The sequence below is a fragment of the Rubritalea sp. genome, assembly GCF_051252225.1.
Lineage (GTDB): Bacteria > Verrucomicrobiota > Verrucomicrobiia > Verrucomicrobiales > Akkermansiaceae > Rubritalea.
The window spans coordinates 163,815-189,680 of record NZ_JBPOGE010000001.1; the positions used below are offsets into that span (position 1 = coordinate 163,815).

Annotated in this window: 20 protein-coding genes; 10 read left to right on the top strand and 10 right to left on the bottom strand. The window is 48.6% G+C overall.

Annotated elements, in window-relative coordinates:
* Positions 1-29 precede the first annotated feature (29 nt).
* Positions 30-1,376 carry a hypothetical protein gene (locus ACSHX2_RS00760; RefSeq protein WP_435689616.1) on the top strand — a complete coding sequence of 449 codons (1,347 nt, stop codon included), beginning with the start codon at positions 30-32 and terminating at the stop codon, positions 1,374-1,376.
* Here ACSHX2_RS00760 and ACSHX2_RS00765 read toward each other — a convergent pair.
* The 3 genes from ACSHX2_RS00765 to ACSHX2_RS00775 form a co-directional block, all read right to left on the bottom strand.
* Positions 1,373-1,816 (bottom strand): septal ring lytic transglycosylase RlpA family protein, encoded by a 444-nt coding sequence (locus tag ACSHX2_RS00765; protein WP_435689618.1) that lies wholly within the window; start codon positions 1,814-1,816, stop codon positions 1,373-1,375. The two genes, ACSHX2_RS00760 and ACSHX2_RS00765, sit on opposite strands and share 4 nt — an antisense overlap.
* A gap of 121 nt (positions 1,817-1,937) precedes the next feature.
* On the bottom strand, positions 1,938-4,511 hold the full coding sequence (locus ACSHX2_RS00770) for a DNA topoisomerase III (RefSeq protein ID WP_435689620.1): 2,574 nt from the start codon (positions 4,509-4,511) through the stop codon (positions 1,938-1,940).
* Between the two features lie 107 nt (positions 4,512-4,618).
* The gene (locus tag ACSHX2_RS00775; RefSeq protein WP_435689622.1) at positions 4,619-5,209 is read right to left on the bottom strand and encodes a hypothetical protein; all 591 of its coding nucleotides are present in this window, start codon (positions 5,207-5,209) and stop codon (positions 4,619-4,621) included.
* A gap of 189 nt (positions 5,210-5,398) precedes the next feature.
* Between ACSHX2_RS00775 and ACSHX2_RS00780 the strand changes: the two genes are divergently transcribed.
* Complete coding sequence (locus ACSHX2_RS00780; RefSeq protein WP_435689624.1) at positions 5,399-7,102, top strand: 4-alpha-glucanotransferase; 1,704 nt, start codon at positions 5,399-5,401, stop codon at positions 7,100-7,102.
* A 34-nt stretch (positions 7,103-7,136) separates the two neighbouring features.
* Here ACSHX2_RS00780 and ACSHX2_RS00785 read toward each other — a convergent pair whose 3' ends face one another.
* On the bottom strand, positions 7,137-8,438 hold the full coding sequence (locus ACSHX2_RS00785; protein WP_435689626.1) for an alpha/beta hydrolase: 1,302 nt from the start codon (positions 8,436-8,438) through the stop codon (positions 7,137-7,139).
* A 106-nt stretch (positions 8,439-8,544) separates the two neighbouring features.
* Positions 8,545-9,036, bottom strand: coding sequence for a redoxin domain-containing protein (locus ACSHX2_RS00790; RefSeq protein ID WP_435689627.1), 492 nt, complete (start codon positions 9,034-9,036; stop codon positions 8,545-8,547).
* Between the two features lie 147 nt (positions 9,037-9,183).
* On the opposite strand from ACSHX2_RS00790, the gene ACSHX2_RS00795 reads away from it, so the two are divergent.
* A complete protein-coding gene (locus ACSHX2_RS00795; RefSeq protein WP_435689629.1) occupies positions 9,184-10,713 on the top strand; it encodes a pyridoxal-phosphate dependent enzyme in 1,530 nt (509 codons plus the stop codon).
* 44 nt (positions 10,714-10,757) lie between these two features.
* Here the strand turns inward: ACSHX2_RS00795 and ACSHX2_RS00800 are convergent, their stop codons facing one another.
* Together ACSHX2_RS00800 and ACSHX2_RS00805 are read right to left on the bottom strand one after the other, a co-directional pair.
* Positions 10,758-11,306 (bottom strand): hypothetical protein, encoded by a 549-nt coding sequence (locus ACSHX2_RS00800; protein WP_435689631.1) that lies wholly within the window; start codon positions 11,304-11,306, stop codon positions 10,758-10,760.
* A 133-nt stretch (positions 11,307-11,439) separates the two neighbouring features.
* Entirely contained in the window at positions 11,440-13,983 is a 2,544-nt protein-coding gene (locus tag ACSHX2_RS00805) for a DEAD/DEAH box helicase (protein WP_435689633.1), read from the bottom strand.
* A 278-nt stretch (positions 13,984-14,261) separates the two neighbouring features.
* Between ACSHX2_RS00805 and ACSHX2_RS00810 the strand changes: the two genes are divergently transcribed.
* From ACSHX2_RS00810 to ACSHX2_RS00835, 6 genes are all read left to right on the top strand, one after another.
* Positions 14,262-15,761 (top strand): hypothetical protein, encoded by a 1,500-nt coding sequence (locus tag ACSHX2_RS00810; protein ID WP_435689635.1) that lies wholly within the window; start codon positions 14,262-14,264, stop codon positions 15,759-15,761.
* A 65-nt stretch (positions 15,762-15,826) separates the two neighbouring features.
* Positions 15,827-16,018, top strand: coding sequence for a PEP-CTERM sorting domain-containing protein (locus ACSHX2_RS00815; protein WP_435689637.1), 192 nt, complete (start codon positions 15,827-15,829; stop codon positions 16,016-16,018).
* A 93-nt stretch (positions 16,019-16,111) separates the two neighbouring features.
* The gene (locus ACSHX2_RS00820) at positions 16,112-17,518 is read left to right on the top strand and encodes a sulfatase (protein ID WP_435689639.1); all 1,407 of its coding nucleotides are present in this window, start codon (positions 16,112-16,114) and stop codon (positions 17,516-17,518) included.
* Positions 17,519-17,523: 5 nt separating this feature from the next.
* On the top strand, positions 17,524-19,053 hold the full coding sequence (locus tag ACSHX2_RS00825) for a sulfatase-like hydrolase/transferase (protein WP_435689641.1): 1,530 nt from the start codon (positions 17,524-17,526) through the stop codon (positions 19,051-19,053).
* Between the two features lie 8 nt (positions 19,054-19,061).
* The gene (locus ACSHX2_RS00830) at positions 19,062-20,495 is read left to right on the top strand and encodes a sulfatase (RefSeq protein WP_435689643.1); all 1,434 of its coding nucleotides are present in this window, start codon (positions 19,062-19,064) and stop codon (positions 20,493-20,495) included.
* A 214-nt stretch (positions 20,496-20,709) separates the two neighbouring features.
* Positions 20,710-21,360, top strand: a complete 651-nt coding sequence (locus tag ACSHX2_RS00835) for a PEP-CTERM sorting domain-containing protein (RefSeq protein WP_435689645.1) — start codon at positions 20,710-20,712, stop codon at positions 21,358-21,360.
* 74 nt (positions 21,361-21,434) lie between these two features.
* On the opposite strand, the gene clpX is transcribed toward ACSHX2_RS00835, so the two are convergent.
* Positions 21,435-22,721, bottom strand: coding sequence for an ATP-dependent Clp protease ATP-binding subunit ClpX (gene clpX, locus ACSHX2_RS00840; RefSeq protein ID WP_435689647.1), 1,287 nt, complete (start codon positions 22,719-22,721; stop codon positions 21,435-21,437).
* A 226-nt stretch (positions 22,722-22,947) separates the two neighbouring features.
* On the opposite strand from clpX, the gene ACSHX2_RS00845 reads away from it, so the two are divergent.
* Positions 22,948-23,679: a PEP-CTERM sorting domain-containing protein gene (locus tag ACSHX2_RS00845; protein ID WP_435689649.1), complete on the top strand. Its 732-nt coding sequence runs from the start codon at positions 22,948-22,950 to the stop codon at positions 23,677-23,679.
* Positions 23,680-23,747: 68 nt separating this feature from the next.
* On the opposite strand, the gene ACSHX2_RS00850 is transcribed toward ACSHX2_RS00845, so the two are convergent.
* Together ACSHX2_RS00850 and tig are read right to left on the bottom strand one after the other, a co-directional pair.
* Positions 23,748-24,419 carry an ATP-dependent Clp protease proteolytic subunit gene (locus ACSHX2_RS00850; RefSeq protein WP_435690217.1) on the bottom strand — a complete coding sequence of 224 codons (672 nt, stop codon included), beginning with the start codon at positions 24,417-24,419 and terminating at the stop codon, positions 23,748-23,750.
* Positions 24,391-25,722, bottom strand: a complete 1,332-nt coding sequence (gene tig / locus ACSHX2_RS00855) for a trigger factor (RefSeq protein ID WP_435689651.1) — start codon at positions 25,720-25,722, stop codon at positions 24,391-24,393. The genes ACSHX2_RS00850 and tig overlap by 29 nt, the downstream gene beginning before the upstream one ends.
* Positions 25,723-25,866 lie beyond the last annotated feature (144 nt).

The window sequence follows — 25,866 nt, forward strand, 5'->3', positions numbered from 1 at the left end:
TTAGATGCATAACTGAGGGCCTAATTATCATGCCGTTCATTTCTAATATTAAGGACTTTGCTATGCGCAAGGGGTATACGCTTCTTCGTAAGAAAGGAGCCAGCTGCCCCGAGTGTGGCGAGGCGCTCGATCTACCTGAACAAATACCTGAGGGTGACGATATGTTACATTGTTCCGGCTGTAACTGGAGTGGAGGAGTGTTCGATCTGGTAACTTCTGCTGATGACTGGGGGAATATCCAGAGTCAGCCGGTCGGTTCAAAGATTATTAAAAGTGAAACGGCTGAAGGTTTGCGATGGCTTATGCCCGCGTCTAAGCGTCCTAACTTCCTGTTTTTTTTCGCGCTGATTTGGTTGGGGTTTATCAGTTTTTTCACATTCATGGTCGTATTTGGCTCAGCTGAAAGTGAAGAAGCGGGTTGGGCTGTAGGGCTTTTCCTTGTTCCGTTTTGGGCTGTAGGGGGTGGTGTGGCTTACTGGGGTTTGCGGATGATGCTGATGGAATCAATCTTGTTGGTGAATGCAGAGGAGGTGCAGCTGATGCAGAAACTATTCGGCAAGGTGAAGCTGAAGAAGGTGCTTAGATCTGAAGTGAAGCAGGTGGAGCGTTATACTGCGTATAAGCAAAATGACCGTCCTGTATACGGGGTGAGAATAAAGACTTCTGGTAAGGAGAAGATCGATTTTGGCTCACGTCTGAAGGATGAGGAGAAGCGCTGGTTAGTGTCTGAGCTCAGTGATGTGTTAGAGCCTAAGCTCGAGATTAATAAAAAGAGTGTGGGCTCGGAAGCTGCTTATGGTGGAGCCATGAAGCTTGTGAGTTATGATGAACTAGACGAAATCCAGGAAAAGGGTCTCAAGCTCAAGCGAGTAGGAGATAAAGGGTTTCGCATAGAGCGTGAACATCAAAGCGGGAAGTGGTTCTTGATCGGTGGTCTGATCGGTATTTGTGTCAGTGTTTTCCTGTTTAGTCAGGCGATAGATAGTTTCGATTTAGGAGATGATTTTGGTTTTATGGAGCTCATTGATATTGTGTTCAGTGCAGTTCCCTTGATCATTGGACTGGCATTTGGAGCACTGGGCTTAGGCTCTCTTTGGGCTGCAGGTCACTTTATTGGGCTGGTTGAGAAGTTTGAGTTCTCGCCAGATGAGTTGCTCGTAAAAAAAGGCAAAAAGGGGCAGCTAGGAAAAAAGGTGAGCTACACCAAGGACACGTTTCATTCCTCTCTAAAACGTAATTTAGGTGAGGTGAATAATGACTCACGTTACAGCGTGAGTCTGAAAGGGAGGAGTAAACGAGCCGCTATAGTCGGTTTTGTGAAAGAGGAGCTAGCAGACAGTTTGGTGAGCTGGCTCGATGCGTGGCTGGGTCATTAAGAGGATGTGACTTCCTCTAATATTTCTACCTTACATTCCACTACGCCATCTCTATGGAAATCGAGGTCGTGCCCGTGCGCAAGCCCCACTGCAACGTCTATAATACGACCGGGCTTATATGGGCCGCGGTCGTTGATACGAACGATCTTACTTTTGCCGTTTTCGGTATTGGTAACTCGAACTAGAGTTCCCATCGGTAGAGTTTTATGCGCGGCAGTGCGTCCGTGATTGGTGAATTTTTCGCCACTAGCGGTGGCTGTGCCAAAATTCGTTTTCACGGAGTACCATGACATTTTTCCGTGTTCTACATCAGCCACGCGGTACTGTTTCTGCTTATGTTCAACCTTCACTGTCGCCCCTTTCCCTCCAATGTCGCTCTGCGTGGTGCAGCTGCTGAGTAAGGGGAGGGCGATGGCTGTAAGATAGAGTATAGACTTCATAAACGCGTTTTTGCAGTTCTGTAATTTCTCTGAAAGCGACAAACTAAGATAGTTTTGTCTGAATCATAAAAAATAGGGCAACTTTAAACGTCATTGTAATCGCGACGTAAGCTCGATGCTCTTATTCTTCTTTCGCTTTTTTTGCTGCTTTTTTTGCTGTCTTTTTAGCAGCTTTCTTCGCCGTTTTCTTCTTCGCTTCACGTGGTGGGAACTCGAAGGTTGGACGTGCATTATTGAAATCGTACACGAGGAAAGCCTTGAACTTGCGCTTCGTACGGTTGGAAATGAAGTCTTCCATGAGAGAAGACTTTTCACCTTGGAATATCTTGACCGCGTCTTCTTTAGTGATCTGCTGCTGCAGAAGCATCTTGGAGACTTTCATGCCATTTGGAGCTTTCTTGTTTTTAGCTTCTGGCACGAAGTAGGATTTTTCCGTTTCGTAGATTTTGAGAGTCTTGTCGTCGAATGTCATTTCCCCGATGATCATGTCATCAGTGAGGTCTTCCATGTCTTCTTCATCACGGTCGAAGACGAAGGCTACTTTAAACTTTTTGTCGATCTCTAGACCAGCATCGAACGGTCGGTTAAAGCGGGACTTAAAGCCGCTGAGTGGCCCAACAAACTTTTTAGAGAAGAGTTCGCGCGCTTCATCTTCACTGAGGAGGCGGTTGGCAATAAATTTGGTTACCTTGAAACCGCAATCAGGTTCGGTGCATTCATAGGTAGCGTCAGTCTGCTTGAGAGTTGTTGCACCACATTTTGGACAAGGTGCTTTGATGTCAGGGAAGACCTTGTTTTTGAGCTCGGTGGCATAGCCTTTAGCGCGTTGAACGATATCTTCCGTGTAGGAGATGATGTCGCGCATGAATTCAGGTCGTCCTAGCTCACCTTGCTCCATTTGGCGTAGCTTGCTTTCCCAGTCACCAGTCATTTCTGGCGAGGTGAGACCGGTGACTCCGATTTCGTGCAGAGTTTCGATGAGTTTGAGTCCACTTGCAGAGACGTGAATTTCACGGCCGTCGCGGGCAATATATTTCTGGCGGATCAGAGCCTCGATAGTTGCTGCGCGTGTGGCAGGTGTCCCTAGACCACGGTCGGACATAGCTTCACGTAGCTCTTCGTCATCGATAAGCTTACCTGCGCCTTCCATCGCGGAAAGGAGGGTGGCTTCGTTGTATCGGGCAGGTGGTTTAGTCTCGTCTTCTTTGACTGAGATTTCTTCTACTTGGGCATCTTCACCTTCGGAAACTAAACAGAGTTCGTCCTTACCAGCTGCTACGCCTACTTGGCGGCCGTAGACTGCGAGCCAGCCTGGCTCGACAAGGATTTTACCAGTGGTGAGGAAGGTGTCAGCGATACCATCTGCGTGAGAAATTGTAGTTTCGCGGCGAGTGTTTTCGAAGATTGCTGATGGGAAGAATACTGCGAGGAAGCGCTTGGTGACGAGGTCAAAGAGCTTTTGCTCAGGCTCGGAAAGTTTGACGACCCGGCCAGTAGGGATGATAGCAAAGTGATCGGAGATCTTAGCATTGTTGAAGATGCGTTTGGTTGGGATGAGACGGTTGTTGGTCTGAATATCCTTAGCGAATGGTGCGAGCTCAGCGTGGTCTTTACCGATCGAGTCGATGGTGTTGCTGACGATGCCTACATAGTCTTCAGGGAGGTAGCGGGAGTCAGTACGTGGGTAGGTGAGCATCTTGTGGCGCTCATAGAGTGACTGGGCAAGCTTGAGCGTGCTAGTCGCGGAGAAGCCAAAGCGGGAGGATGCCTCACGCTGAAGTGTGGTGAGGTCGTAAAGTTGTGGTGAGGCTTGCTTGGTTGGTTTCTTGGTCTCAGAGACGGTGCCGGCTTTGCCTTCACAGCGGTCTTTGATCGCGTGAGCTGAGGTGATGTCCCAGAGCCGCTCGGCGCGTGAGTGGACGTTGCCAGCTTCTTTTTTCCACTCAGTGTCGATCCAACGTCCGTCGTAGAGGCCCGCCTCAACTGAGAAGTTGGCATGGACTTCAGCGTATGGAGTCGAGATGAATGAGCGGATTTCAGTTTCGCGTTTAGCGAGGATGGCGAGAGTTGGAGTCTGCACACGTCCAGCGGAGGTGATGTTGAAACCACCGTGACGTGAACGGAAGCAGGTGAGTGCACGAGTGGAGTTGAGTCCAACGAGCCAGTCAGACTCGGAGCGGCATTTCGCTGCTGCGGTGAGATTCTCCATTTCAGAGTCATCACGCAGGGTGGCCCAGGCATCGAGAATGGCTTGATTAGTCATTGAGCGCATCCAGAGGCGCTTCACAGGCTTATCAATATTACCAAGCTCGAGGATATACTTGAAGATGAGTTCACCTTCACGGCCGGCATCGCAAGCATTAACGATGGAGTCAATGTCCTTGCGGCGTGCTAGGCGGAGTACTTGCTTGAGGCGTGCCTCAGAGGTTTCAATCGGCTCAAGAGCAAATGTCTTTGGTACAGCAGGTAGAACGTCGAATTTCCATGGGAGATTCTTACCATTCGGGCCGGTTGGCATTTTAAGCTGCACAAGGTGACCCACTGCTGAGGTGATGACGTGTGTGTCGTTTTCGAAATAGTATTCGCGCCCTTTGCCTTTTTTGTCGAATTTTGACATGTCTGGTGCTTTGGCCAGTGCACGTGAAAGGTCGGTAGCAACGGAAGGTTTTTCAGCAATGATTAGAGTCTTGGACATCCTAGAAATGGGAATTAGGGAGGGATTGCCTGTTTGGAAAGGCAAATTTTCAAATTCCCTTCATAGAGTGGCTCCGAAGAATTCTCAATTGAATAGCAAAAAATCTATTAGCCAGCCTTACCGTAGGCTGCCATGTGGATGTGATGGTAGTTCTCGGAAGTGTCGAATTTGGCGTCTAAAATATTTTTTAACTCACAACTAGTGAACATTTCTCGAACGTCATCGAAGTTTCGTTCGCTGCGCATGAGGTAACCGACAAAGCGAGTATTGAATTGTTGGATATAGCTTTGAGGTACGTTTGGCGCAGCCGCTAGCTCCGGGTACTCTGAGAAATCAATATAGCGGTTCGATGAGGTAAAGAGGTGGTGGTCGTGGGGTGGATTGTCTAAGATCTTAGCGCTGAGTTTCACCCTAGTCGTGATGGCCTTGAGGTTTCTTTTGTGCTGAAAGAGTTTCATCTCCCAGACTTGCTTGTTCCACCCACGTTCGAAAAACATGAGTGAGTAGCTGTGTAGGCCGTCGTGGTTAGCTGCGTAATCAGTGAGGTCGATCTCTAGGCTGTGGATTTTTTCTAAGTCGTGCTTTTTCTTTTCTGAACCAGAAAAGGCGCCGATTTCACTACCGTAATGAAGAACTGTGAGGGCTGTACTTAGTTCGCCTCTGGCATCAAGCAGAGCAAGGTCATAAAAATATTGCATTTCGCGGGGGGGGCGGGGGTTGAGGTTCATCATATTCAATTAGATTGGGTTAGATCAATGCATTTTTAATGAAGGTGCTGCGCGGTGTACGATTAAAAGAGCAAGAATAAGGCCATCTTGGTGAAATTTATTCGAAATAAATCACAATGAAGTTGCGAGATTTAGAGAGTATTCATATCACTTATGTTGATGGCAGATCTGAATGTAATCTCTAACAATCGCATGGCTGGTGTTTTGTTCCCTGTTTTTTCTATGAGGAGAAAAGGCGACTTGGGAATTGGCGATACAACTGCAGTGAAACAATGCTTGGATTGGTTTGCCCGATACAAAGTAGGTTTTCTGCAGCTATTACCTATAAATGTCACGGGCAGCGATCGCAGTCCTTATAGCGCGATTAGTTCTGTGGCCCTGGATCCGCTCTACATAGATTTGGAGCAGATCAAGGGAGTAGGAGCTGCGACTATGCAAAAGGCAAGAAAGGCGAGTGGGATTGCACACATTGCAGCGAGCGTTGATTATGCCACGGTGTGGAAGGTGAAGGGGGGAGTGTTGAGACAAGCTTTTGCTCGGTTTTGTAAATCTGGTGGAGATGCTAGATTTGATGCATTCAAGAAGCAGCAGAATAAGTGGCTGAAGAATTATTGTAGTTATCGTTGGTTAATCGATGAGGCAGGTGGCGAGGAAGATTGGTCACTTTGGCCAGAGGGTTTTAATACCCGAGAAAAGGCAAAAGTTTACGAAGGTAAACGAAAGCGCAAAGAGCGTGAAGCAGTGGATACTGCGCAGGACTACTACGCGTGGGAGCAATGGCATGCATTTGCTCAGTGGGAGGATGTGAGGAAGCATGCGGATAAGGTAGGTGTTAGACTCATGGGGGATGTGCCGATTGGAGTGAGCTACGCGAGTGCCGATGTGTTTTTTGAACCGGAGTGGTTTCACTTGGACCTTTTCGGAGGGGCTCCGCCTGAGACAGAATTTAAGGCAGATGCGTTTACTACCAAGTGGGGGCAGAACTGGGGAGTTCCTGTGTACCGCTGGGATGTGATCGAAGAAAGCGGTTACCGCTGGTGGAAGCAGCGCATTGGGGCTTTGACGTCAATTTTCCACCAGTTCCGGATTGACCACATTTTGGGTTTCTACCGGATTTACAGTTTTCCCTGGCACCCGAGGCGCAATGAGGAGTTTCTTCCGCTCAGTCTAGAGCAAGCCGCTAAGAAGACTGAGGGACGGCTCCCTGGGTTCTATCCTCGCGAAGACGACACGATGGTAAATAAGGCGAAGAACTTATTGGACGGTGATAAGTACATTCGCGCAGTGGTCGAGGCAGCTAAGGGAGCAGAGGTGATCGGTGAGGATTTGGGCACTGTGCCAGATTATGTTAGACCCCATTTGTTAGAATTAGGGATTGCTGGGTTCAAGGTTTGCCACTGGGAAAAGGATAGAAAAGGAAAGGTGACGGATGGCTCGGATTACCCAGAATGTTCGTTTGCCTGTTACACCACACACGATATGGCGCCGATGCGTATTCAGTGGGAGGAGTGTCGAATAGAGGCTGATGGAGGATCTGATAAAAAAGGAGCAGCGGCGAAGTTAAAGGCAATCTCTGATTTTGCAGGACTTCCCGCTGTGCGGAAGGGGAAGAGCTATCCACCCTTTAGCCATAAAACGAAGCACGCCTTGTTAGATGCACTGATGCGTTCTAACTCTCGCTACGTGGGGGTGATGATCAATGCCGTGGGAGATAGTCCTGTGCAGATTAATTTCCCTGGTACCGTTGGGGACCAAAACTGGACATATCGCGTGAGCTGGGAGTTTGGGAATGTTCCCAAATGGATGCAAAAGGAATTGGTCAGCTTTGAGAAGATGATCGTGAAATATCAACGGGGCTGCTAGTGCCGTGACTTATACTTCAGGCATCAGGACGAGCTTAATCAAATAGAGTCGGATTATAGTGCTTGAGAGCTGAACCTAAGCGTTGGGTGTAGTCTTCAGGGAAGGCCCAGAGTGGAATCTTAGGGTCTTTTCTTACAAGGCCTCGTTTTTTAGGTGTGGGGGAGTAGGCTAGCGCCATGAGAAGGTCACTTGTGACCCACGGGCTGTTTCGTAGATATCCGTGACCATTTCCAGCTCTGGCTGACTCCGCATTGCTCACGTCAACGAGTACGACGTGGGGATTGTCCTCAAGATACTGGATGGAATGTGCGTCAAAGCTATCAAGGCTGAACGTCTCGCCTAGTCGATTGCGGTTGGTAAGAAAGCGCGACATGAAGAGTGCCTTATCTGAGTCACTTTGATAGATAAGGAATTGATCCATTAATTTGTCAGCCCCATCTACTAGATATCCACTTACTAGTTTACGGTCAACATCTCCCGCTATGATGGCGACGGTTCCTAGCTTTAGCTCTTTTTTATTTTGAGCATGTGATTTGCCGTTTTGAAGGATGGCAAGATCTCCCATAGCCCGTGTGACTACACGGCTGCCGGCACTGTAGCCAATGACATTGATCTTATCGGCTTTTGTGCGTTCGGAGAGAAATAGGATGAGGTCTCTAAGGTGGCGGGCGGAGACGAGCGCGGTCTCAGTATCTGAGACATAGGCGAGAGTCTTTGGCGTGGATGGCCATGAATAGGCGATAAAGACTCCATCATATGCTAGAAAATGCCACATCTCGGCTGTGGTGAGTACAGGGTTTTCGAAGGTGACTTTATAGCCGTGAACGAAGATGTTAATGGTGCGCTTCTTAGATTTAGCAAGCTGAGCGTTGATTTCATTAATGTAGCGCTGAGTAGCTGAGTTTGCATTGTCGCGATCTTCTTGGCTCACTCTAGAATACTTATGGACGGAACTATCTAAGACTCCGTATTCGTCAGCGCCTTTGACTTTGATAGGGAACTTTTCGCTACGAGTTTTTAGTAGAGAAATTTTGCGAGCGTCTTGCCATGTGAGGTCGTCGCGGCCGCTTTCTACTTGGGCACGCCCTAGGCGGAGTGCATTTCCTCGTTTACTAGAATAGAGAAAGTTCTTATCCCCTGGGGTAGCTGGAGCCCTGTCAGTAGCGTAGAAGATTTGGTCCATCAGAGTGTCCTTTACGCGCTTATTCTGATCTGGAAGTTTGATGCCAGTATCTGTGAATGCGGCTGGGGCTGGCATTAGGTCAAAGACGAGTCTGCCGTCGCCACCACAGGAAACGAGTAAAAGGGTGGAAAGTAGGGAGAGGACGTATCTCATAGAGATGGGTTTAGCTGTACTGTTGATTCCTGTCCAGAAGCGAAAGAAAAAGCCCGCAGGCAAAGTCGCATGCGGGCTTAGAAAAGGGAATGGGTGGAAAGGGCTCTTAGATATCTTTGAGGCACTCTTGGATAGCGTCGAAGCTCGGCATGTCACTAGGGACTTCGAGAACTTCTGCGTACTGAACGATGCCTGCTTTATCGATGACGAAAGCAGAGCGTTTAGGCACACCACCCATGATGAGATTTTTCTCAGGGAGAAATGATTCGTAAGCGATGCCGTAGTCAGCTGTGGCTTTATGTTCGTAATCGGAAAGTAGAGTGATGGTGATACCCTCTTTCGTTGCCCACTCAGCGTTGGCAAATGGGTTATCTCCGGAGATTCCGAGGACTTTCGCATTGAGGCCTTCGTACACGCTTATGTTCTTAGAAATGTCACAGAATTCTCTGGTGCAACCGCCGGTGAAAGCCATTGGGACGAAGAGAAGAAGAATGTTAGATTCACCGATTACTTCGGAGAGAGTGATAGTCTCAGGGCCGTTTTCGCCGAGTGTGACGAGAGTGAAGTCTGGTGCTTTGTCGCCTACTTTAATAGTCATGTTGGGAGTCTTCACATTCTCAGCTCACAAGGCAAGAGTTAGAGTGTGGAAACTGGGCTTAGCTAGGTCTGCTAGTGTTGGCATTTTTATGCATACGCAAAAAACTTGACCCATGTGGTTAGCGTGGGAGTATTCCGCCCAACGATTATGGACCAAGAACAACTCTTTCAAGAAATCCTAATGGCGCGTCAGCGCGTCTATGCAGCTGGTGATCCTACACCCTTGCAGAAGCTTGAGATTGCCGAGTACGACTGTGAGGTCTGGGCGAAGCGCGAGGATCTTGGGCCGATTAAAGCGTATAAATGGCGCGGTGCGTATAATGCGATGGCTGCGCTGACTTCAGAGCAACGAGCGAAGGGGATAGTGGCAGCATCTGCTGGTAACCACGGCCAAGGGGTTGCACTTGGGGCTAGTAAGCTCGGCTGTCAGGCCATCGTTTTCATGCCGTGCTCTACTCCAGAGGTAAAACAGAGCGAGGTGATGCGTCATGGCGGAGATAATGTAGAAATTCGTCTTATTGGCGACTCGTACGATGAGGCTGGAATCGCTGCTCGCAAGTACTGTGAAGATGCAGGTGCTGTTTACATCCATCCATATAACGACCCGGTAACCATGGGTGGTCAGGGTACAGTGGCAGATGAGATCGTGATGAGCGGCAAGGGGCCGTTTGACCGTGTCTACATTGCTATTGGAGGAGGTGGTTTAGCTTCCTCCGTGAGCTGCTGGTTGAAAAAGTATTGGCCTGAGTGCAAAATTATCGGTGTTGAGGGCGAGGGCCAGGCCTCGATGAAGGCTGCTATTGCGGCAGGTGAACCAGTCGAGCTAGAGTACCTCGATGTTTTCTGTGACGGTACCGCGGTACGCAAGGTGGGTGAGAATACGTTTAAAATTTGTAATGAACTCTTGGATGAGATCGTGACCGTGACCAATGATGAGGTCTGTCACGGCGTGCGCCGACTCTGGGAGACTGTGCGTGCTATTCCAGAACCAAGTGGGGCGATGGGCTTAGCGGCGATTGCTAAGGATTACGCGGCAGGCAAGATCAAGTCAGGTGAGAAAGTACTGACTATCATCTGCGGAGCGAATATGGATTTCGCCCAACTTGCGAACATTTCTCGCAGAGCTGGTATAGGCTCGCGTCAGCGCCGTTTCCTCCGTGTGCCTATTCCAGAAGGGAAAGGGTCATTATTACAGTTCCTTAAAGATCTTCCTGAAGCGGTAAGTATTGTGGACCTACAGTATGGACGTGTCGGATCACAGACACAGTATCCCGTCATCGGGATGATTGGTTCAGTAGAGGATTATAGAGAAATTGATTCTCTGTTAGAGGAGCGCGGTGTGAAAGCTGCGGATGTCTCTACTGAAGAAATAGTGGGCTATCGTATTATTAATTACGATCCAGCACTGTTTACTTGCCCGTTGTTTGTAAATGTAGAATTTCCTGAACGCGCGGGAGCCTTTGAGCAATTTATGGGCAAAGTGAGCGAGTTTTCTAGCCTCTGTTATTTCAATTACGAATACTCAGGTGAGCGCGTGGGCCGTGCTCTCGTGGGGATGGATTTCGAAAATGAAGCGGCGAAAGATGCTTGTAGCACACTGATGAACGAAATGATCGGCAACAGCATCCGTGATGTTCGACCGGTCAGCGATGAGACGCTTAAACGTCTCATCGGCTAGGCGGTAGGGAATGCGAATTGCACGTGCGGCAAGCAAACTCTTGCTCAGCGTGCAATTTTGAATGGCAAGATCTCTGCGTCGGATTCAAAGGAATCTGGGGTGATTCGGAGGCGCATAGCATCGCTCGCTGAGATTGGGTAAGTGAGGCTTTCGTAGCCGTTGATCCATTCCTCGGTGATATCGATGTTGGCATCGTTAGCGAGGAGACATTCAATAGCCTGGTCGGCGGTGAACTGCATACGCTTGGAGAGACCCCACGGTTCACCACTGAGTAGTTGGCATTCCGTATCTATAGATTGCTCAGAAAAGTCTTGCCCGTGTTCGTGGAGTGTCAGAGCAAAGTGCTGCTGGAAGCTTCCGAGTAGGCTCTGGAAGTCTTTATCTCTGTCCACCATGATGAGGTTGTACTGGGTGACCGCATTGGTGAATAGAAAGAGATGCTCGAGACCGTCATCGGTGCTGATGAGGTGGTCGCAGCGCCAGAGAGATCTCCAATCTGAGAAGAGCGGAGTCTTGGCATCACTCTGGATTTCTTGTGTGGAGATTGAAAAGTGCGTACGCACCTCTCCACTCAGGTAGAGTTGTATTTTCATAGTAGTAGCAAAACGAAGCCGACTGAAACAAAGACGACAATGTATGCTATACAAGACTGGTTGGCTGTTGGCTAGTTAGAAAGCTGAATATTTAACAATTAGAGATGGTCTCTAAACCTTATGAAATAGGTGACTAGCAAACGCTTGTTAGGTTTTCTAACAGGAATACGGGGGCTTTCTCAGTATTTGAAGCGTTGAGGTCGACGAGGAAGGTGAATGCCCAATCGTTCTTTTCATCGGGGTCGGAGAGTATTTGAGTGACCTTCCAGTGCTTTTTGTCAGCGGTTTCTTCGATCTGAGTATTGCGTGCATTTCGTGCAGCAGGGTCGAGGCGGATGCTGTGGTGATTGTCAAAGTAGGCATCGATGTCTGGATCGAGACGGTTGAAGTTCCAGGCTTCACCATGTGGGTCGTGTGGCTGAAACTCTGCGAGGAAAAGGGCGATCTCGTCGTGGGCGAGTAGCTTGAGGGCATCTAGGGATTTTTCACGAACGAGCTTAGTGAATTTTTTCTTTTGCTGGGTGAGTGGACGCTCTGCTGCTTCTTTCTGCTTAGCCTCTTTTTCAAGGAGGTAGTCAGGGTTGCGCATGAGTTCCCATTCATCGATGAGCGAGGAATCGACAGAGGTGACGTGGTCCTTGAGGTAGGCTTCAGCTTCGAGTAGGTTCTCGTCTTTCAGATTCGGGGGGACAGTTTGCGCGAGTACTTTATACACCTCTGAGAGATGGCGAAGGAGGATGGCTTCGGAGCGCTCGAGTTTGTAGTCCTTGATGTAGTCTTCGAAGTCCATGTATTCCTCGAACATTTCACGGGCAATGGATTTCGGGCGGATGCCCTCAGACTGGACCCATGGGTGTTTGGCGCGGAACTTGTTAAAGGTGTCGTAGATGAAGTCTTTTCCTGGCTGTGGGTAGTTGACTTCTTCGAGCCGCTCCATGCGCTCTTCATAGCTGACTCCTTCGTCGCGTAGCTCGGCGATGAGCTCGCCCTTAGCTTTACTGATTTGCGCCTTAAGTAGGGCTGCAGGGTCTTCGAGAATGGACTCGATGAGGCTGAGTACTTGTAGCGCGTAGTTCGGGTGCTCTTGGTCGAGCTCTGGGATGGTCTCTAGGAGGTAGAGTCCGAGAGCTTGGTTCATGGTGAAGTCGTCTTGTAGGTCGAGGTGGAGTTGAACTTTGGGGGAGTTCGGCTCGGGGTTACGGTTTGCTGGCGGAATGATCGTGAGGACTCCGCCGCGCACGAGGGCTATGAACATTTTACGAGCTTGTTCACGTAGCTTTTTCTTCGATGCCTCGGTCTCGTGGCAGTCGTTAATCAGCTTTTTAAGTGCTGCGCAGCCATCTTCATTTTTGCGGCTGAGCATGTTGAGGATGAGATTGTGGCGTAGGCGAAAGCTGGACTTAAGTGGTTCAGGTGCGGAGGCTTCGAGTTTCTCGAAGGTGTCTTGATTCCAGTTGACGAAGCCGTGCTCGGGGGGCTTCTTTTTGACGACTTTCTTTTTCTTGGTGGAAGCGGCTGCCTTTGCTTCCAGACGGAGGTTCTCGATAGCGTGTTCTGGGGCTTGGGCTACGACGAAACCTCTGTCATCGAATCCGCGGCGGCCAGCGCGGCCCGCAATTTGCTTGAAGTCGCGCACGGTGAGAATTTTCACACTAGAGCCGTCGAATTTACAAAGTTGGGTGAAGAGGACGGAGCGGATAGGTACGTTGACGCCGACGCCGAGGGTGTCGGTGCCGCAGATGACCTTGAGCAGTCCACGCTGAGTGAGTTTCTCAACGAGCATACGGTATTTAGGGAGTAGTCCGGCGTGGTGAATGCCGATACCGTGACGTAGTAGCTTGCTGATTTCTTTTCCGTAGGGAGAACGGAAGTTGGCCGACTGAAGCGCTTCTGCAATTTCTTGTTTTTGTTCTTTGGAACAGAAATTTTGAGAGAGAAGGTTTTGGGAGGATTCGGCTGCGGAGCGTTGGGAAAAGTGGACGAGATAGACGGGGGCGCGGTCTTGTTCGACGAGTTCGGTGACTTTTTCCGCAAGAGGGATTTCTGAGTAGTCGAACTCAAGTGGGACTGGGCGTTGGTCGGATTGCACGAGAGCTGTTTCCGCTCCTGTGAGTTCGGTGAGGCCTTTTTGGAAAAAATGGGTGTCGCCGATGGTGGCGGACATGAGAGTGAAGCGCGACTGGGGAAGAGTGAGGAGCGGGATCTGCCAAGCGACTCCACGTTCCTGGTCCGAGTAGTAATGGAATTCGTCCATGATGACATCGTCGACTTTCGTTTGAGCTCCATCTCGCAGGGCTAGATTTGAGAGGATTTCTGCAGTACAGCAGATGATGGGGGCGGAAGGGTTGACGGTGGCGTCACCAGTAATCATTCCGACGTGGTCGGGGCCGAAGGTGTTGCAGAGCGAGAGGAATTTCTCATTGGCAAGCGCCTTGATGGGGACTGTGTAGTAGGAAACTTTTCCCGCGCACCAGGATTTGTAGTGATGGGCGAGGGCAACCATCGACTTTCCTGAGCCGGTTGGAGTATTTAGAATGACATTATTTCCAGAGAAAATTTCCAGAATGGCCTCCTCTTGGTGGTCGTAGAGCTCAATGCCAGCATCTGCGACGGTAGTGAGAAAATGGTTGAGAGCGTCGTCGTTGTCGTAGTCTCCCGCTGGCTTAGTGAGCTTCATGGGGGGAGTGAAAAGTGAGGAGTGTGAAGTGGAAAGGAAAAAGCAGGACTTTGAAGCTATTTCGAGGCGTTCAGATTATTTTTGATATGAAGTAGAATGTTTCCAAGGGGGGGGCGAGAGTGAATCTACCGATGTCCGTATTGAAAGATGCCGACCTCTCGGACGTATAAGGGGGATCTAAGGAATCGCTTAGTGGGATCCTCACATTTACGATTTATGATCGTCTAGGGTTCACTAATCCACTAAGTTTGCTCACTATAGCTCTAAAAACTACACATATGAAATATTTACGACGCACGTTTTTCACAGCAGTATTGGCTTCTCCTCTCATGGTATGTGGGGAGAGTTGGGTGATTGATAATCAAGCAGATTGGGAGTTAAACAAAACTGAGGGGACAAACATTGAGCTCAAAGGCGGGATTGCAAAGCTGACTGCAGCTGAAGGTACGTTCACCAGCGCTCTCAAAGTGTTCTCTGATAAAAGAAAGGCAAGTTCGGTAACTATTAGCCAGTCGCCGATTTGGCAGAACTGGAATCCTATTGCAGATTTAGGGCCTAAAAATATGGCTGATGCCCCCGTTTTTCTACGTCGTGGTGCGAACGATTACTGGGTGTTTGCTCGTTACAAAGGAGCGAGTAAGAAAGGGGAGAAGGCTTTTGAGCCAAAAGAAGTAAATCTGGAGGGATATGAGACACCTCTGCAAACTACGGCTTATAAGAATCAATATAATGCCCCAGGTGGTCTGAAACCATCACTTGGTGGTTACCATGCTTGGCAAACGCGTGACATGAAGAACTGGGTGCACCATGGACCTGTTTCTGACAAAGACGCGCGTTGGATGACTACGGCAGAGCAAGTGGGTGATAAGACGTATTTCTACTATGATTTCCCAAATGACCAAGATCCGCATTTGATTATAGATGAAGATCTAACCGACGGGGAAATGGGGGTGAAAATGGGGATGGCTTTCAAAGATCCTTCCCATGGGTCTGACAGTGCGATCATTCGAGATCTCGATGGTAAATTTCACCTCATTCTTGAGAATTGGGACCCGATCAAAGCATCTAGTCGCTCATGGGATTCTCCTCTTGCTAGTCATGCTGTGAGTGATGACGGCATTAGTGATTTCAAACTGTTAGATCCAGCTGTCGACTATCGTACTGAGCCGACAGGTGAAAAGGGAACGTATAATCATCCGCATTGGAAGAAGGATGATCCAAAGAATTACCCGACCAATGAAGCTGAATATGAGATTCATGAACCGGAGCAAGACGCTTACGGTGATTGGGCTGCGATTGCTATTGGTGGCCAGTACTATCTCTTTGGTGACTATGACCCGGCTGGAGCACATGGGGCGAAGAATATGAAGACTGCGTGGTTCACTTCCTCAAGTATCAATGAACCGTTTACTTTCTGTGGTTCTATAGGAAAAGGGCACCCAGATCCCGACATAATGTTTGCGCAAGGCCAGTTCTATTTGATCTCTCAAACGGATGACTTCGTGAGTCCAGGGCCATGGGTCGATGGAGTCGAGGTACGTGTGGGAGTGGATACAGATAATGACAAGTTAATCGATGAATGGACGGATTGGTCCAAGGTCAAAGAAAGTTACGACTACGTGGACGGCTTTGCCAAGCAAGTAGCTAAGACACCTGCGCAGCTCGACCTTAGCGAATTACCTGATGGCTATGGTTTCCAGGTCAAAGTACGGCTCATTGATGTCACTGAGAATGATTCCAAGCCAATTCTAGATACGATTGAAGTAGAGTTTGAGTAAGGCCTGATGGCTGCTGGATACTCGTTTTGAGTATTTGGAGTCAATGTGCCTATACTGATTTTACTGTGAATGGAACTATTTTGGCATCTGATGATGCCTTTGGTAAGCAGCTTGCAGTTCAGTTCATCACCAAGCGGACTAGTGGTAATCAGCAAACGAGCTTTGACGAAGCCAGTATTGCAGCCCTCCCAGAGCCATCTACTTCAGTAATGTTGGGATTGCTCGGCCTTTGCTCAGTAATGCGTCGCCGTCGCTAGTCCTTATAGCTTGACGCTAATCTTATTTTTACGAAAGTAATTCACAAAGCTCGGCAAGCGTCGGGCTTTTTCTTATTCACCACACCAACTAAAATGCGTAGATTATTTCTTTCTATTCTCACTCTAAGTACACTGGCTGTTAGCTCGAGTGCTATTGCTCAAAGTACACGGCCTAACGTTCTGATCTTTTTTATCGATGACCTTGGCTGGGCTGACATCGGGGCGAATGGTTCTACATTTCATGAGACACCAAATATCGATGCGCTGGCTAAGACTGGGGCGAACTTTAAAAACTCCTATGCTGCGAACCCGGTGTGCTCGCCGACGCGTGCAGCTTTGATGACGGGGAAAGCTCCGCAGCGGGTGGGGATCACTCAGTGGATACCGACTGGAAGTAAGATTGCCCTCCCTTTAACAGAAGTAACCATTGGTGAGGCATTCCAAGAGGCTGGTTATAGAACGGGCTATATTGGGAAATGGCACCTAGGTAAATCTGATGATGTGCAGCCACAGTTTCAAGGGTTTGGCTACACCGCAGCGGTGAATCGCGCGGGTCAGCCTGCGTCTTTCTTCTATCCATTTGGTAAGAGGAAAGGTGGCTCGAGTGTGCCTGATCTAGGAAACTACAAGAAGGGGGATTACCTAACGGATGCTCTTACTGATCTAGCAATTGATTTTATTGATACAAAAAGTGAAGAGCCATTTTTCCTCTGTCTTTCGCACTACGCGGTCCATACGCCGATTCAGGCTCCTGAGGACTTGGTGAAGAAGTATCAGACAAAGAAGGAAAAAATGTATGGTGGGGCAAAGCCTAAGTTGCTCGAAGACAAATACGGTACGATGTCGACCGCTCGCCAGGAAGATCCAGCCTATGCGGCGATGATGGAGAACCTGGATACGAATATCGGTCGCGTGATGGAGCATATAGAGTCAAAAGGAATGCTCGAGAATACTATTGTGGTATTTAGTTCGGATAATGGGGGGCTTGCACACCGTAAGCAAACTGGCGGTCCAACAAGTAATGCTCCGCTGCGTTCAGGGAAAGCTTGGACCTACGAAGGTGGGATTAGAATTCCAACGATTATGAGCTGGCAGGGTAAGATCTCGCCGGTGGAGAGTAATCAAGAGATTATTACAATGGATGTGTATCCTACGTTGTTAGATCTCTGTGGTTTGCCGCTGAAACCAGAGCAGCACCTCGATGGGGTTTCTCTTAAGAAAGTGTTAGCTGGAAATTCTGATAAGGCTGTAGATGGACGTTTCCTAGCGTGGACCTACCCACATATCCACGGGAATGGCCATAAGCCGTCTTCGGCGATCCAGATCGATGGTTGGAAATTGATCAAATTTAGCGAAGGAAAGCCGTACGAACTATACAAGCTTTCTGATGACATAGGTGAAAAAATGGACTTGTCCGATCAGTATCCAGAAAGGGTGAGCGAGATGGATAAGAAGCTTGAGAAGTGGATCTCCGAAACGACACCAAAGTCATCTAAGTAAAAACTATGAGAAGAATCCGAATCGTCAGCGTGCTCTATTTGGGCCTACTCAGTTTATTGAGTGCAGCTGAGCGCCCAAACGTCATCAACATCATGGTCGATGATATGGGGTATTCGGATTTGATGTGTATGGGGGGGGAGATCGAAACTCCTCACATCGACAGTCTGGCTAAAGGTGGGATTCTTTTTACCAATTACCGGACGTACCCGAAGTGCTTTCCCACACGGGATGCAATCATGACGGGGATGGATTCTCCGCCAGTGCGAACTGTAGAGGATGGAATTACTCTAGGGGAGGCGCTGCAGCCAGCTGGGTATAGCACCTACTTTGTCGGCAAAACGCACGGGGCGGTGATGGATAATTTCTCCATCGTTCCAGAGCGTGGGTTCGAGCGGAGCTTCGGCAATGAAGATGGTGGGAATTACTGGGATCACACTCTGAAGCAGACCTTGCTCGATGGGAAACCGTGGAACACCAATGAGCCGTTTTACAAGACGGATGTGCACACGGACTTCGCACTCAAGTTTCTCCAAGAGCATGAAGAGGGAAAACCTTTCTTCCTGCATCTCGCTTATCACGCACCGCATTATCCCATTCAGGCCAAAGAGAAGGATATTGAGAAGTATGTGGGGAAATTTATGGAAGGTCCATCCGCCTTGCGTCCGAAGCGTTTCGCAAGAATGCAGGAACTTGGGCTGGTACCTGAAGGAATGAAACTTTCCGCTGACCTCGCCAAGATGAACAGCGAATGGAAAAAACTCAGTCATGAAAAGAAGGAGTTCTACGATCGTGTGATGGCAGGTTACTGTGCGATGATTGACAATGTGGATCAAAATATTGGCCGCGTTCTTGAACAGTTAGATAAGATGGGAGTGCGCGAGAATACGGTGATCTTCTTTTCATCCGACAATGGTGGCTGTCCTGAGGGCGGCAAGGGGATGTGGCCGGGACATAAAGGTTCTCGCTTTGGTAGAAAGTACGATAGCAAGGCGGCATTTGGCTCGAAAGAAACGCATTGGCAAGTCGGCCCAGCGTGGACGAATTACAGCAATACGCCGCTGCGTAAGTGGAAGAATTTTTGTCACGAAGGCGGGCTTTCCGTGCCTTTCATTGTGAATGCCCCGTCAGTGATTAAAGGGGCAGGTACGCTCAGTTCAGAACCGATCATGGTGATGGATGTGATGCCAACGGTGTTAGACCTCACTGGGGTTGCCTATCCAGCGAAATTTGAGGGGAGGACTATTAAGTCAATGCGCGGAGTCTCTTTTGCATCAATTCTAAAAGGTGGTGAAGCTGATCTGAGACGTCCAATGCATTTCTACTATCGAGACTCGACTGCTTATATCGAATACCCGTGGAAGATAGTGACCACCAATAATAAGAAATTTGAGCTCTATAACCTCGAGAAGGATCGAAGTGAAATGCATGATCTCGCGGCGCAGCAGCCTGAGAGAATGGAAACCATGATGCAGGCGATGCTCGAGTATCGCGGCATGCCTTTGGATGGGATGAACAAAACTGACAAAAGTAAATGATGATGAGAATGAAATGGGTTTTAAAGTGTCTGTTAGCCATTGGGCTAGTAGGGCAGGTGAGCGCAGAAAGTAAGCAGCCGAATGTAGTGTTTTTCTTAGTCGATGATCTTGGCTGGAAGGATCTAGGATGTTTTGGTGCGGAGCTTTATGAGACGCCAAATATTGATAAGCTTTGCGCTGAGGGGATTCGTTTCCCTCAGGCGTACACATCGGCAGCGATTTGTTCACCAGCACGGGCTACTGCACTTACGGGCCAACACTGCTTGAAACTCGGCATGTGGAATCACCATCACACTCTGCCAAAGGAGCAGAAAATTTTACCCCATTATCTGAAGCAAGCAGGCTATCAGACTTGGCATGTAGGCAAATGGCATATCGGTAACGAGAGGCAGAAGACGATGCCGACGAATCTCGGTTTCGATGTGAACATCGGCGGTTGGACAGCGTGGGGGCCAGGCTCCTATTTCTGGCCATACAACTGGATGCCGAATGGAAAGAGCCCGAAGCGCACTAGTGTGCCCATGCTAAAAGAAGGAGGTAAAGAAGGGGAGTACCTCACAGATCGATTGACCAACGAAGCTTTCAAGTTGCTGGATCAGCGTGACGCTGAAAAACCATTCTACCTCAATTTCTGGTATTACACGGTGCACAATCAAAAGGAGGCGAAGGCTGATGTCATTGCAAAATATGAAAAGAAGATCGCTGAGTTGGGGATCAAAAAAACGTTTCGAGTCGACCCTAAGACTGGCTCAAAATTACTGAGCAGTGAGACCAATGCGCTCTATGCTGCGATGATCGAGTCGCTCGACGAGTCGGTGGGGCGAATGGTCGCCAAGTTGAAAGAGATTGGTGAGTACGAGAACACCTTGATTGTCTTCTTTTCTGATAATGGTTCGACCACTGATGATGTGCCTTGTGCGCCGCTCAATGGTGGTAAGAATTCTACCTATGAAGCAGGGGTGCGTGTGCCGGCCTTTATGGTTTGGAATGGTCACATCACGCCTGGGTCCGAATACACGAAGCCTATTTTTATCGGCGATGTGTTCAATACAGTGATGGATGGAACGGAGCAGGAAATCCCTGCGGACCATCCGACTGATGGCACGTCCTTGCTTCCGGTGTTCGCTGGGAATGATCTAGAGCCTCGGAAGTTTTATTGGTACTTTCCTGACAGCCGACCTCACTGGGGGCAGCGCGCTAATGCTGCGATGTTCGACGAGAAAACGGGCATGAAATACCTGATGTTCTTCACTGGGGATGAGGATGAACTGTACGACATTTCTGAAGACCTAGGCGAAACAACGAATCTTGCACAGCAAAAGCCAGAAGTGGTGGAGGCGATGCAGAAACAGCTTAAGAGCTTCGTTAAAACGTATTATCCGAAGCTTCCAAAGCCACCGGGTAAGTTTAAGGCGAAGACAGCTGCGCGCTTAGGACTTTAGTTCAGTCTCATTCTATGTGCATTCTGGTGAGTGCACATTTGGGACATCACGCTAACGAAGCGATTTTTAAAGTGGCAACGTTGTCCTGTGGAGCTGCTGAGTATCTTACTCTGCCGCGCGAGGGTATAAGCTGACTTTCCTGCTGTGACATAATGTTTCATCTTGACCTAAGCTTGGAATATTTGCTATGAATGTACCTCATATTTAAACACTTATGAAATATCTCTCACCCTTCATCTTTTTGATCGGAAGTGCAGCACTAACTCATGCTGCAACCATGGCCTATGATTTCTCTGGTATCCGCTACGCACAGGCCGGTGCGGTAAGTGCAGGTGCTTTTACCTATGACAGTAAAGCTGATAACAATGCCGCTTCACACTCAGCAATCTACACTCTCACTGATGATTTTGATGGGGACACTATTGATGATTCATTTTCTTTCACCCTTGTTGCCACTGCTACTTCTGGAATAGTAAACTCAAATGGTTCAGGTTATGTAGGTGTGGGAAATCCTCGTTTATCAAATGGAGAGGTGCTTACTTATAGTATGATCTTGCCAGCCTCTCCCTTTGTGCTTTCGAGTGGAGCTTCAGGGACTGCTGTTTTTGATGGCTTTACTGGAGGTACTGTTACTAATTCAGTAAGCTATGATTATGATGTGAATGGTGTGAACTTCACAGGAACTAGTTTCACTGCAGCGGATACAGCGACAATGGAGATTGAGAATGTGGATACTAATAATGATGACATTTTCTTGCCAGGTATAAGTTTTGGTTTGTCGGTAACGGCTGTCCCCGAGCCATCGTCTTCAGCCCTATTAGTGATAGGATGCTCAGCTTTTTTCCTTCGTAGAAGGCGTTCGTAATCACTCAATAACAAAACACCCGCACAGCGAACTGAGCGGGTGTTGTTAATTTAAATTATTAGGAGCTACTGGGCTTAGGCCGCGCTGCTCTTTTTCTTTTTGAGGATTGGCTCTTTTTTGCCTTCTACGACTTCGCGAGTGATAGTGACACTTTCGATGTCTTCACGGCTTGGGACGTCGTACATGACGTCGAGCATGAGTCCTTCTACGATAGAGCGGAGTGCGCGAGCGCCCGTGCCGCGGCGAACCGCTTCTTCAGCGAGTGCGGTGAGTCCGTCCTCGGTGATTTCGAGTTTGACGTCGTTCATGCTCAGCAGCTTTTGGTACTGCTTGACCATGGCGTTTTTCGGCTCAGTGAGGATTTTGACGAGTTCAGCCTCATCCAGTTTACGAAGCGCTGAAAAGACTGGGAGACGGCCGATGAATTCAGGGATGAGTCCGAAGTGGAGGAGGTCTTCCGGTAAAACCTTGGTGAGAAGGTCACGGTCTTCTTTATCAGTGGCGTCTTCTTCAGACACCTTGAAGCCGAGAGTGCGCTTGCCTAGGCGGTTGCGGACAAGGTCTTCCATTCCAACGAATGCACCACCAACGACGAAGAGAATCTTCTCAGTATTTACCTGAATGTACTCTTGTTGTGGGTGCTTGCGGCCACCTTGTGGTGGTACGTTACAGACTGTGCCTTCGAGAATCTTAAGGAGGGCTTGCTGAACACCTTCACCGGAGACGTCTCGGGTGATGGAAACATTTTCTGTCTTGCGGCCAATCTTATCGATTTCGTCGACATAGATAATTCCGCGTTGGGCGCGTTCGACATCGCCATCGGCAGACTGCAGGAGGCGAAGGATGATGTTTTCAACATCTTCACCGACATAACCCGCTTCAGTGAGCGTGGTGGCATCTACAATAGAAAATGGAACATCGAGCACGCGTGCAAGCGTGCGTGCGAGGAGGGTCTTGCCTGAGCCAGTGGGCCCGAGCATGAGGATGTTTGACTTCTCGATCTCTACACCTTCGAGCTCTGGGTCGTGTGGGTGATCGTGCTGGCGGAGACGCTGGTAGTGATTGTACACCGCCACGGAGAGAGTTTTCTTCGCATGTTCTTGGCCGATGATGTACTCGTCGAGACGAGCGCAGATCTGGGCTGGTGTCAGCACATCCGGAGCAGGTGTCTGAGGAGCATTGATGTCGGTCGGCGAGTTTGCGTACTTGGTGACGCCGTTGAGCTCTTTTTGGAGAATGGTGGAGCAGACGTCGATACATTCGTCACAAATGTAGACGCCAGGACCTGCGATGAGTTTTTTCACCTCTGAGTGGCTTTTACCACAGAATGAACAGAGAGTGAGATTAGTAGAACGTGCCATGATATGGGCTCAAAAACTTCGGAGAATTTCTGAGAGTGTTAAGTGTTGAGTATTAAATATTGAATGAAATTTAGCGAGGAGTGCACTCTATCGATTGTGTATAGAGTTTGCACCCATTTGTATGGTGCTGCAAGGAGTATTAGCGTCAGTGAGAGGATGCGAATTATTGTGAATAATAGATTCTTTAGCGTTGGACTTAAGATCTGATAGATTGTAATTGAATGCAATGACTCTTAACAAATGTGTGTTTTATGTCGGTGGTGTAGCTCTCTTAAGCTCAGGCTTAACTTTTGCGAGTATAACAGTAAATGAGATCCAATCTTCAGTTTATGCTAGATCCACTCCCACTACTGGCTCTGATGTGCTAGATGAGCCAGCTGACTTAGTCGTCAATTCTCCAGCTAGCGGTCTCTATGAACATAATGCGTATGCTCCTTACTTAAATGAGGTTTTCCCTGGGGTAGAAGATAAATTAGATCCCTTAGCCGAGGTTGATGTAGTTATTTCAGATACTTCTGTACAGTTGCGCACAGATATTGACTTTAATTCAGCCAACGCGTTTGGGTCCACTTCTGATTCAGGAGCTGAAACTCAGATAACTTTTACTCTGACTGAGGGGGCTGAGATAGAAGTTGTCCTACTCTTCAGTGAGTTGTATTGGAGTACTACATCACTGGATCTTGTTGGTAATTCTGGGTTGATATTCACAGGAGATAGTATTGCTGGTGGGAGTATGGAAGTGATTAGTTCAGGAAGCTTTTCCCAAACGTTTAATTTGGATGCTGGTCAGTATACTTTAAATTTAGATCAGAGTTCGTCACCGCAGGCTGGTACAGATAATCCATCTTTCTCAAATGTAATGATTAGTGAAGTGGTTAGTGTGCCAGAGCCTAGTAGTTCAATAATGGTTCTCCTTGGTCTTGGCGGTTGCTGTTTTCATCGTTCTCGCAAAGCTTAATTTAGTAAAAACAAAAAATCCCGCTAGCGGTGAAGCTGAGCGGGATTTTAAAAGGTAAGTGACGTGGTCTACTTCTTGTCAGGCGTGTTGCTGATTTCGAGTACTTTGTCGACGAGGCCGTATTTCACGGCTTCTTCTGCGGACATGTAGTTGTCACGGTCTGCGTCTTTTTCTAGCTGCTTGGCAGTTTTGCCAGTGTGCTTAGCAAGAATGCCGTTGAGGCGGGACTTGAGACCGTACATGAATTCTACTGTGCGTTCGACATCAGATGCTGTGCCCTGAGCTCCGCCAGAAACCTGGTGGATCATGACGTGTGAGTTAGGTAGGCAGAAGCGCTTTCCTTTAGTACCAGCTGTGAGGAGTACTGAGCCCATGGAGGCGCAGATTCCGATACAGTAGGTGTTCACATCGCAGGTAAGGAACTGCATGGTGTCATACATCGCAAGACCAGCGGTGACGGAGCCACCAGGTGAGTTGATGTAGACGTGGATGTCCTTCTTCGGATCTTGCATTTGCAAGAACAGGAGCTGCGCGATGACTGCGTTTGCTACGTGGTCATCGATCGCAGTACCAATGAAGATAATGCGGTCCTTAAGCAGGCGTGAGTAAATGTCGTACCCGCGTTCACCACGGCCATCTGATTCGATGACTGTAGGGATCGGGTAGTAATTGGCCTGCGGGGCCATAGGATTTGAGTTTTGGCTATATTGATTAAGCATCGGTTTTTTCTTCAGTAGCAGTTGCTCCTGTTACCTTTGCGTTCTCTACCAAAAAGTCAATAGCCTTGCCGATGAGGACGGAGTTTCTAACATTCTGGATCGCGTTCGCTTTCTGGAGTTCCTTGATGTACTTCTTAGGAGCTTTGTTCTCCTGCTGAGCCATTTGGTAGATGCGCTGAAGCACGTCTTGGTCTTCAACCTTGATGCCTTCTTTGAGAGCGATCTCCTGGAGAAGGAAGTTAGTCTTAAGATTGATGCGCGCTTGTTTAGCTGCATTTTCTTCAAGCTCTTCAGCTTGTGATGCGAGCATCTCCTGGGTCATGCCTTGCTGCATTGCGCGCTGCGCCATGCCTTGGATGTTGCCTTGAGTTTCAGCTGCTACGAGTTCTTCAGGAAGGTCGAAGTCAACAGCGTTGTTGAGCTGTTCAACGATTTGGTTGACCTTAGCGTCTTCAGATGCACGTGTCTTTTCCTGACTGAGTTGCTCTTTGATCACTTCCTTGAGCTCGTCGATACCTTTTTCAGGAAGAAGCTTGCCGGCGAATTCATCATTGAGTTCAGGAAGTTCCTGAAGCTTGATTTCTTTGATTGTTACAGAGAATACGATCTCCGCACCACGGACATCAGAGATCGGGAAGTCTTCACCGATAGTTACTGTGACGTCTTTGCTATCGCCAACATTGAGACCTTTGAGTTCAGGGCCAAATTTAGGGAGGAATGAGTCTTCCTCTATCTTCACCCAGTGACCTTCACGGCCTTCGAGGAAACCAGCTGGCTTGCCGATTACTTCAGCTACAGGCTTGCCGTCGAGTGCTGCTGTGAAATCAATCACGGCGAAGTCACCGTCTTCGAGTGCGCGGTCAGTGACTTCTTTGAAGTCTGCGAAACGTTGCTGGAGTTCAGCGAGGCTATTGTCTACGTCTTCGTCAGTAACTTCTGCGGAAGGAACTTCGATTTCGAGACCCATGTATTCAGGGAGTTCAAATTCAGGAGCAAGCATCACAGATGTTTCGAATGTGAATGCGCCGTCTTCTTTGAAAACTGGAGCTTGTGGAGCTTGTACGTTGAGAACCTTGAGTTCTTCTTGCTTGATTGCAGACTGGCAACCTTCTTGAACAAGGCGGTTAGTGAGTTCCTCGTTGATTTCAGTTGCGAAACGCTTTTCGACAACCTTCACAGGAGCTTTGCCCTTGCGGAAACCTGGAATGTTCGCTTGGCCTACGTATGCGTTAACAATATTCTTGCGCTCGGAAGCTACCTTGTCAGCTGGCACTTCAACGTTCACTGTTGCAGTGCATGTGTTCTTTTCTACTGTGATGTTCATGACGAAATTGGTTCAATAAATTGGGTCGTTGCTCATGCGCGACAGCGTTAGTCGCTCGGCACGGGGGCGGGAAACTAGGCAACTTTTAGACGAAGGTCAAAGCTGAAAAAACGGATCGGCTCATAAGATTTTAAATTTTCAGCA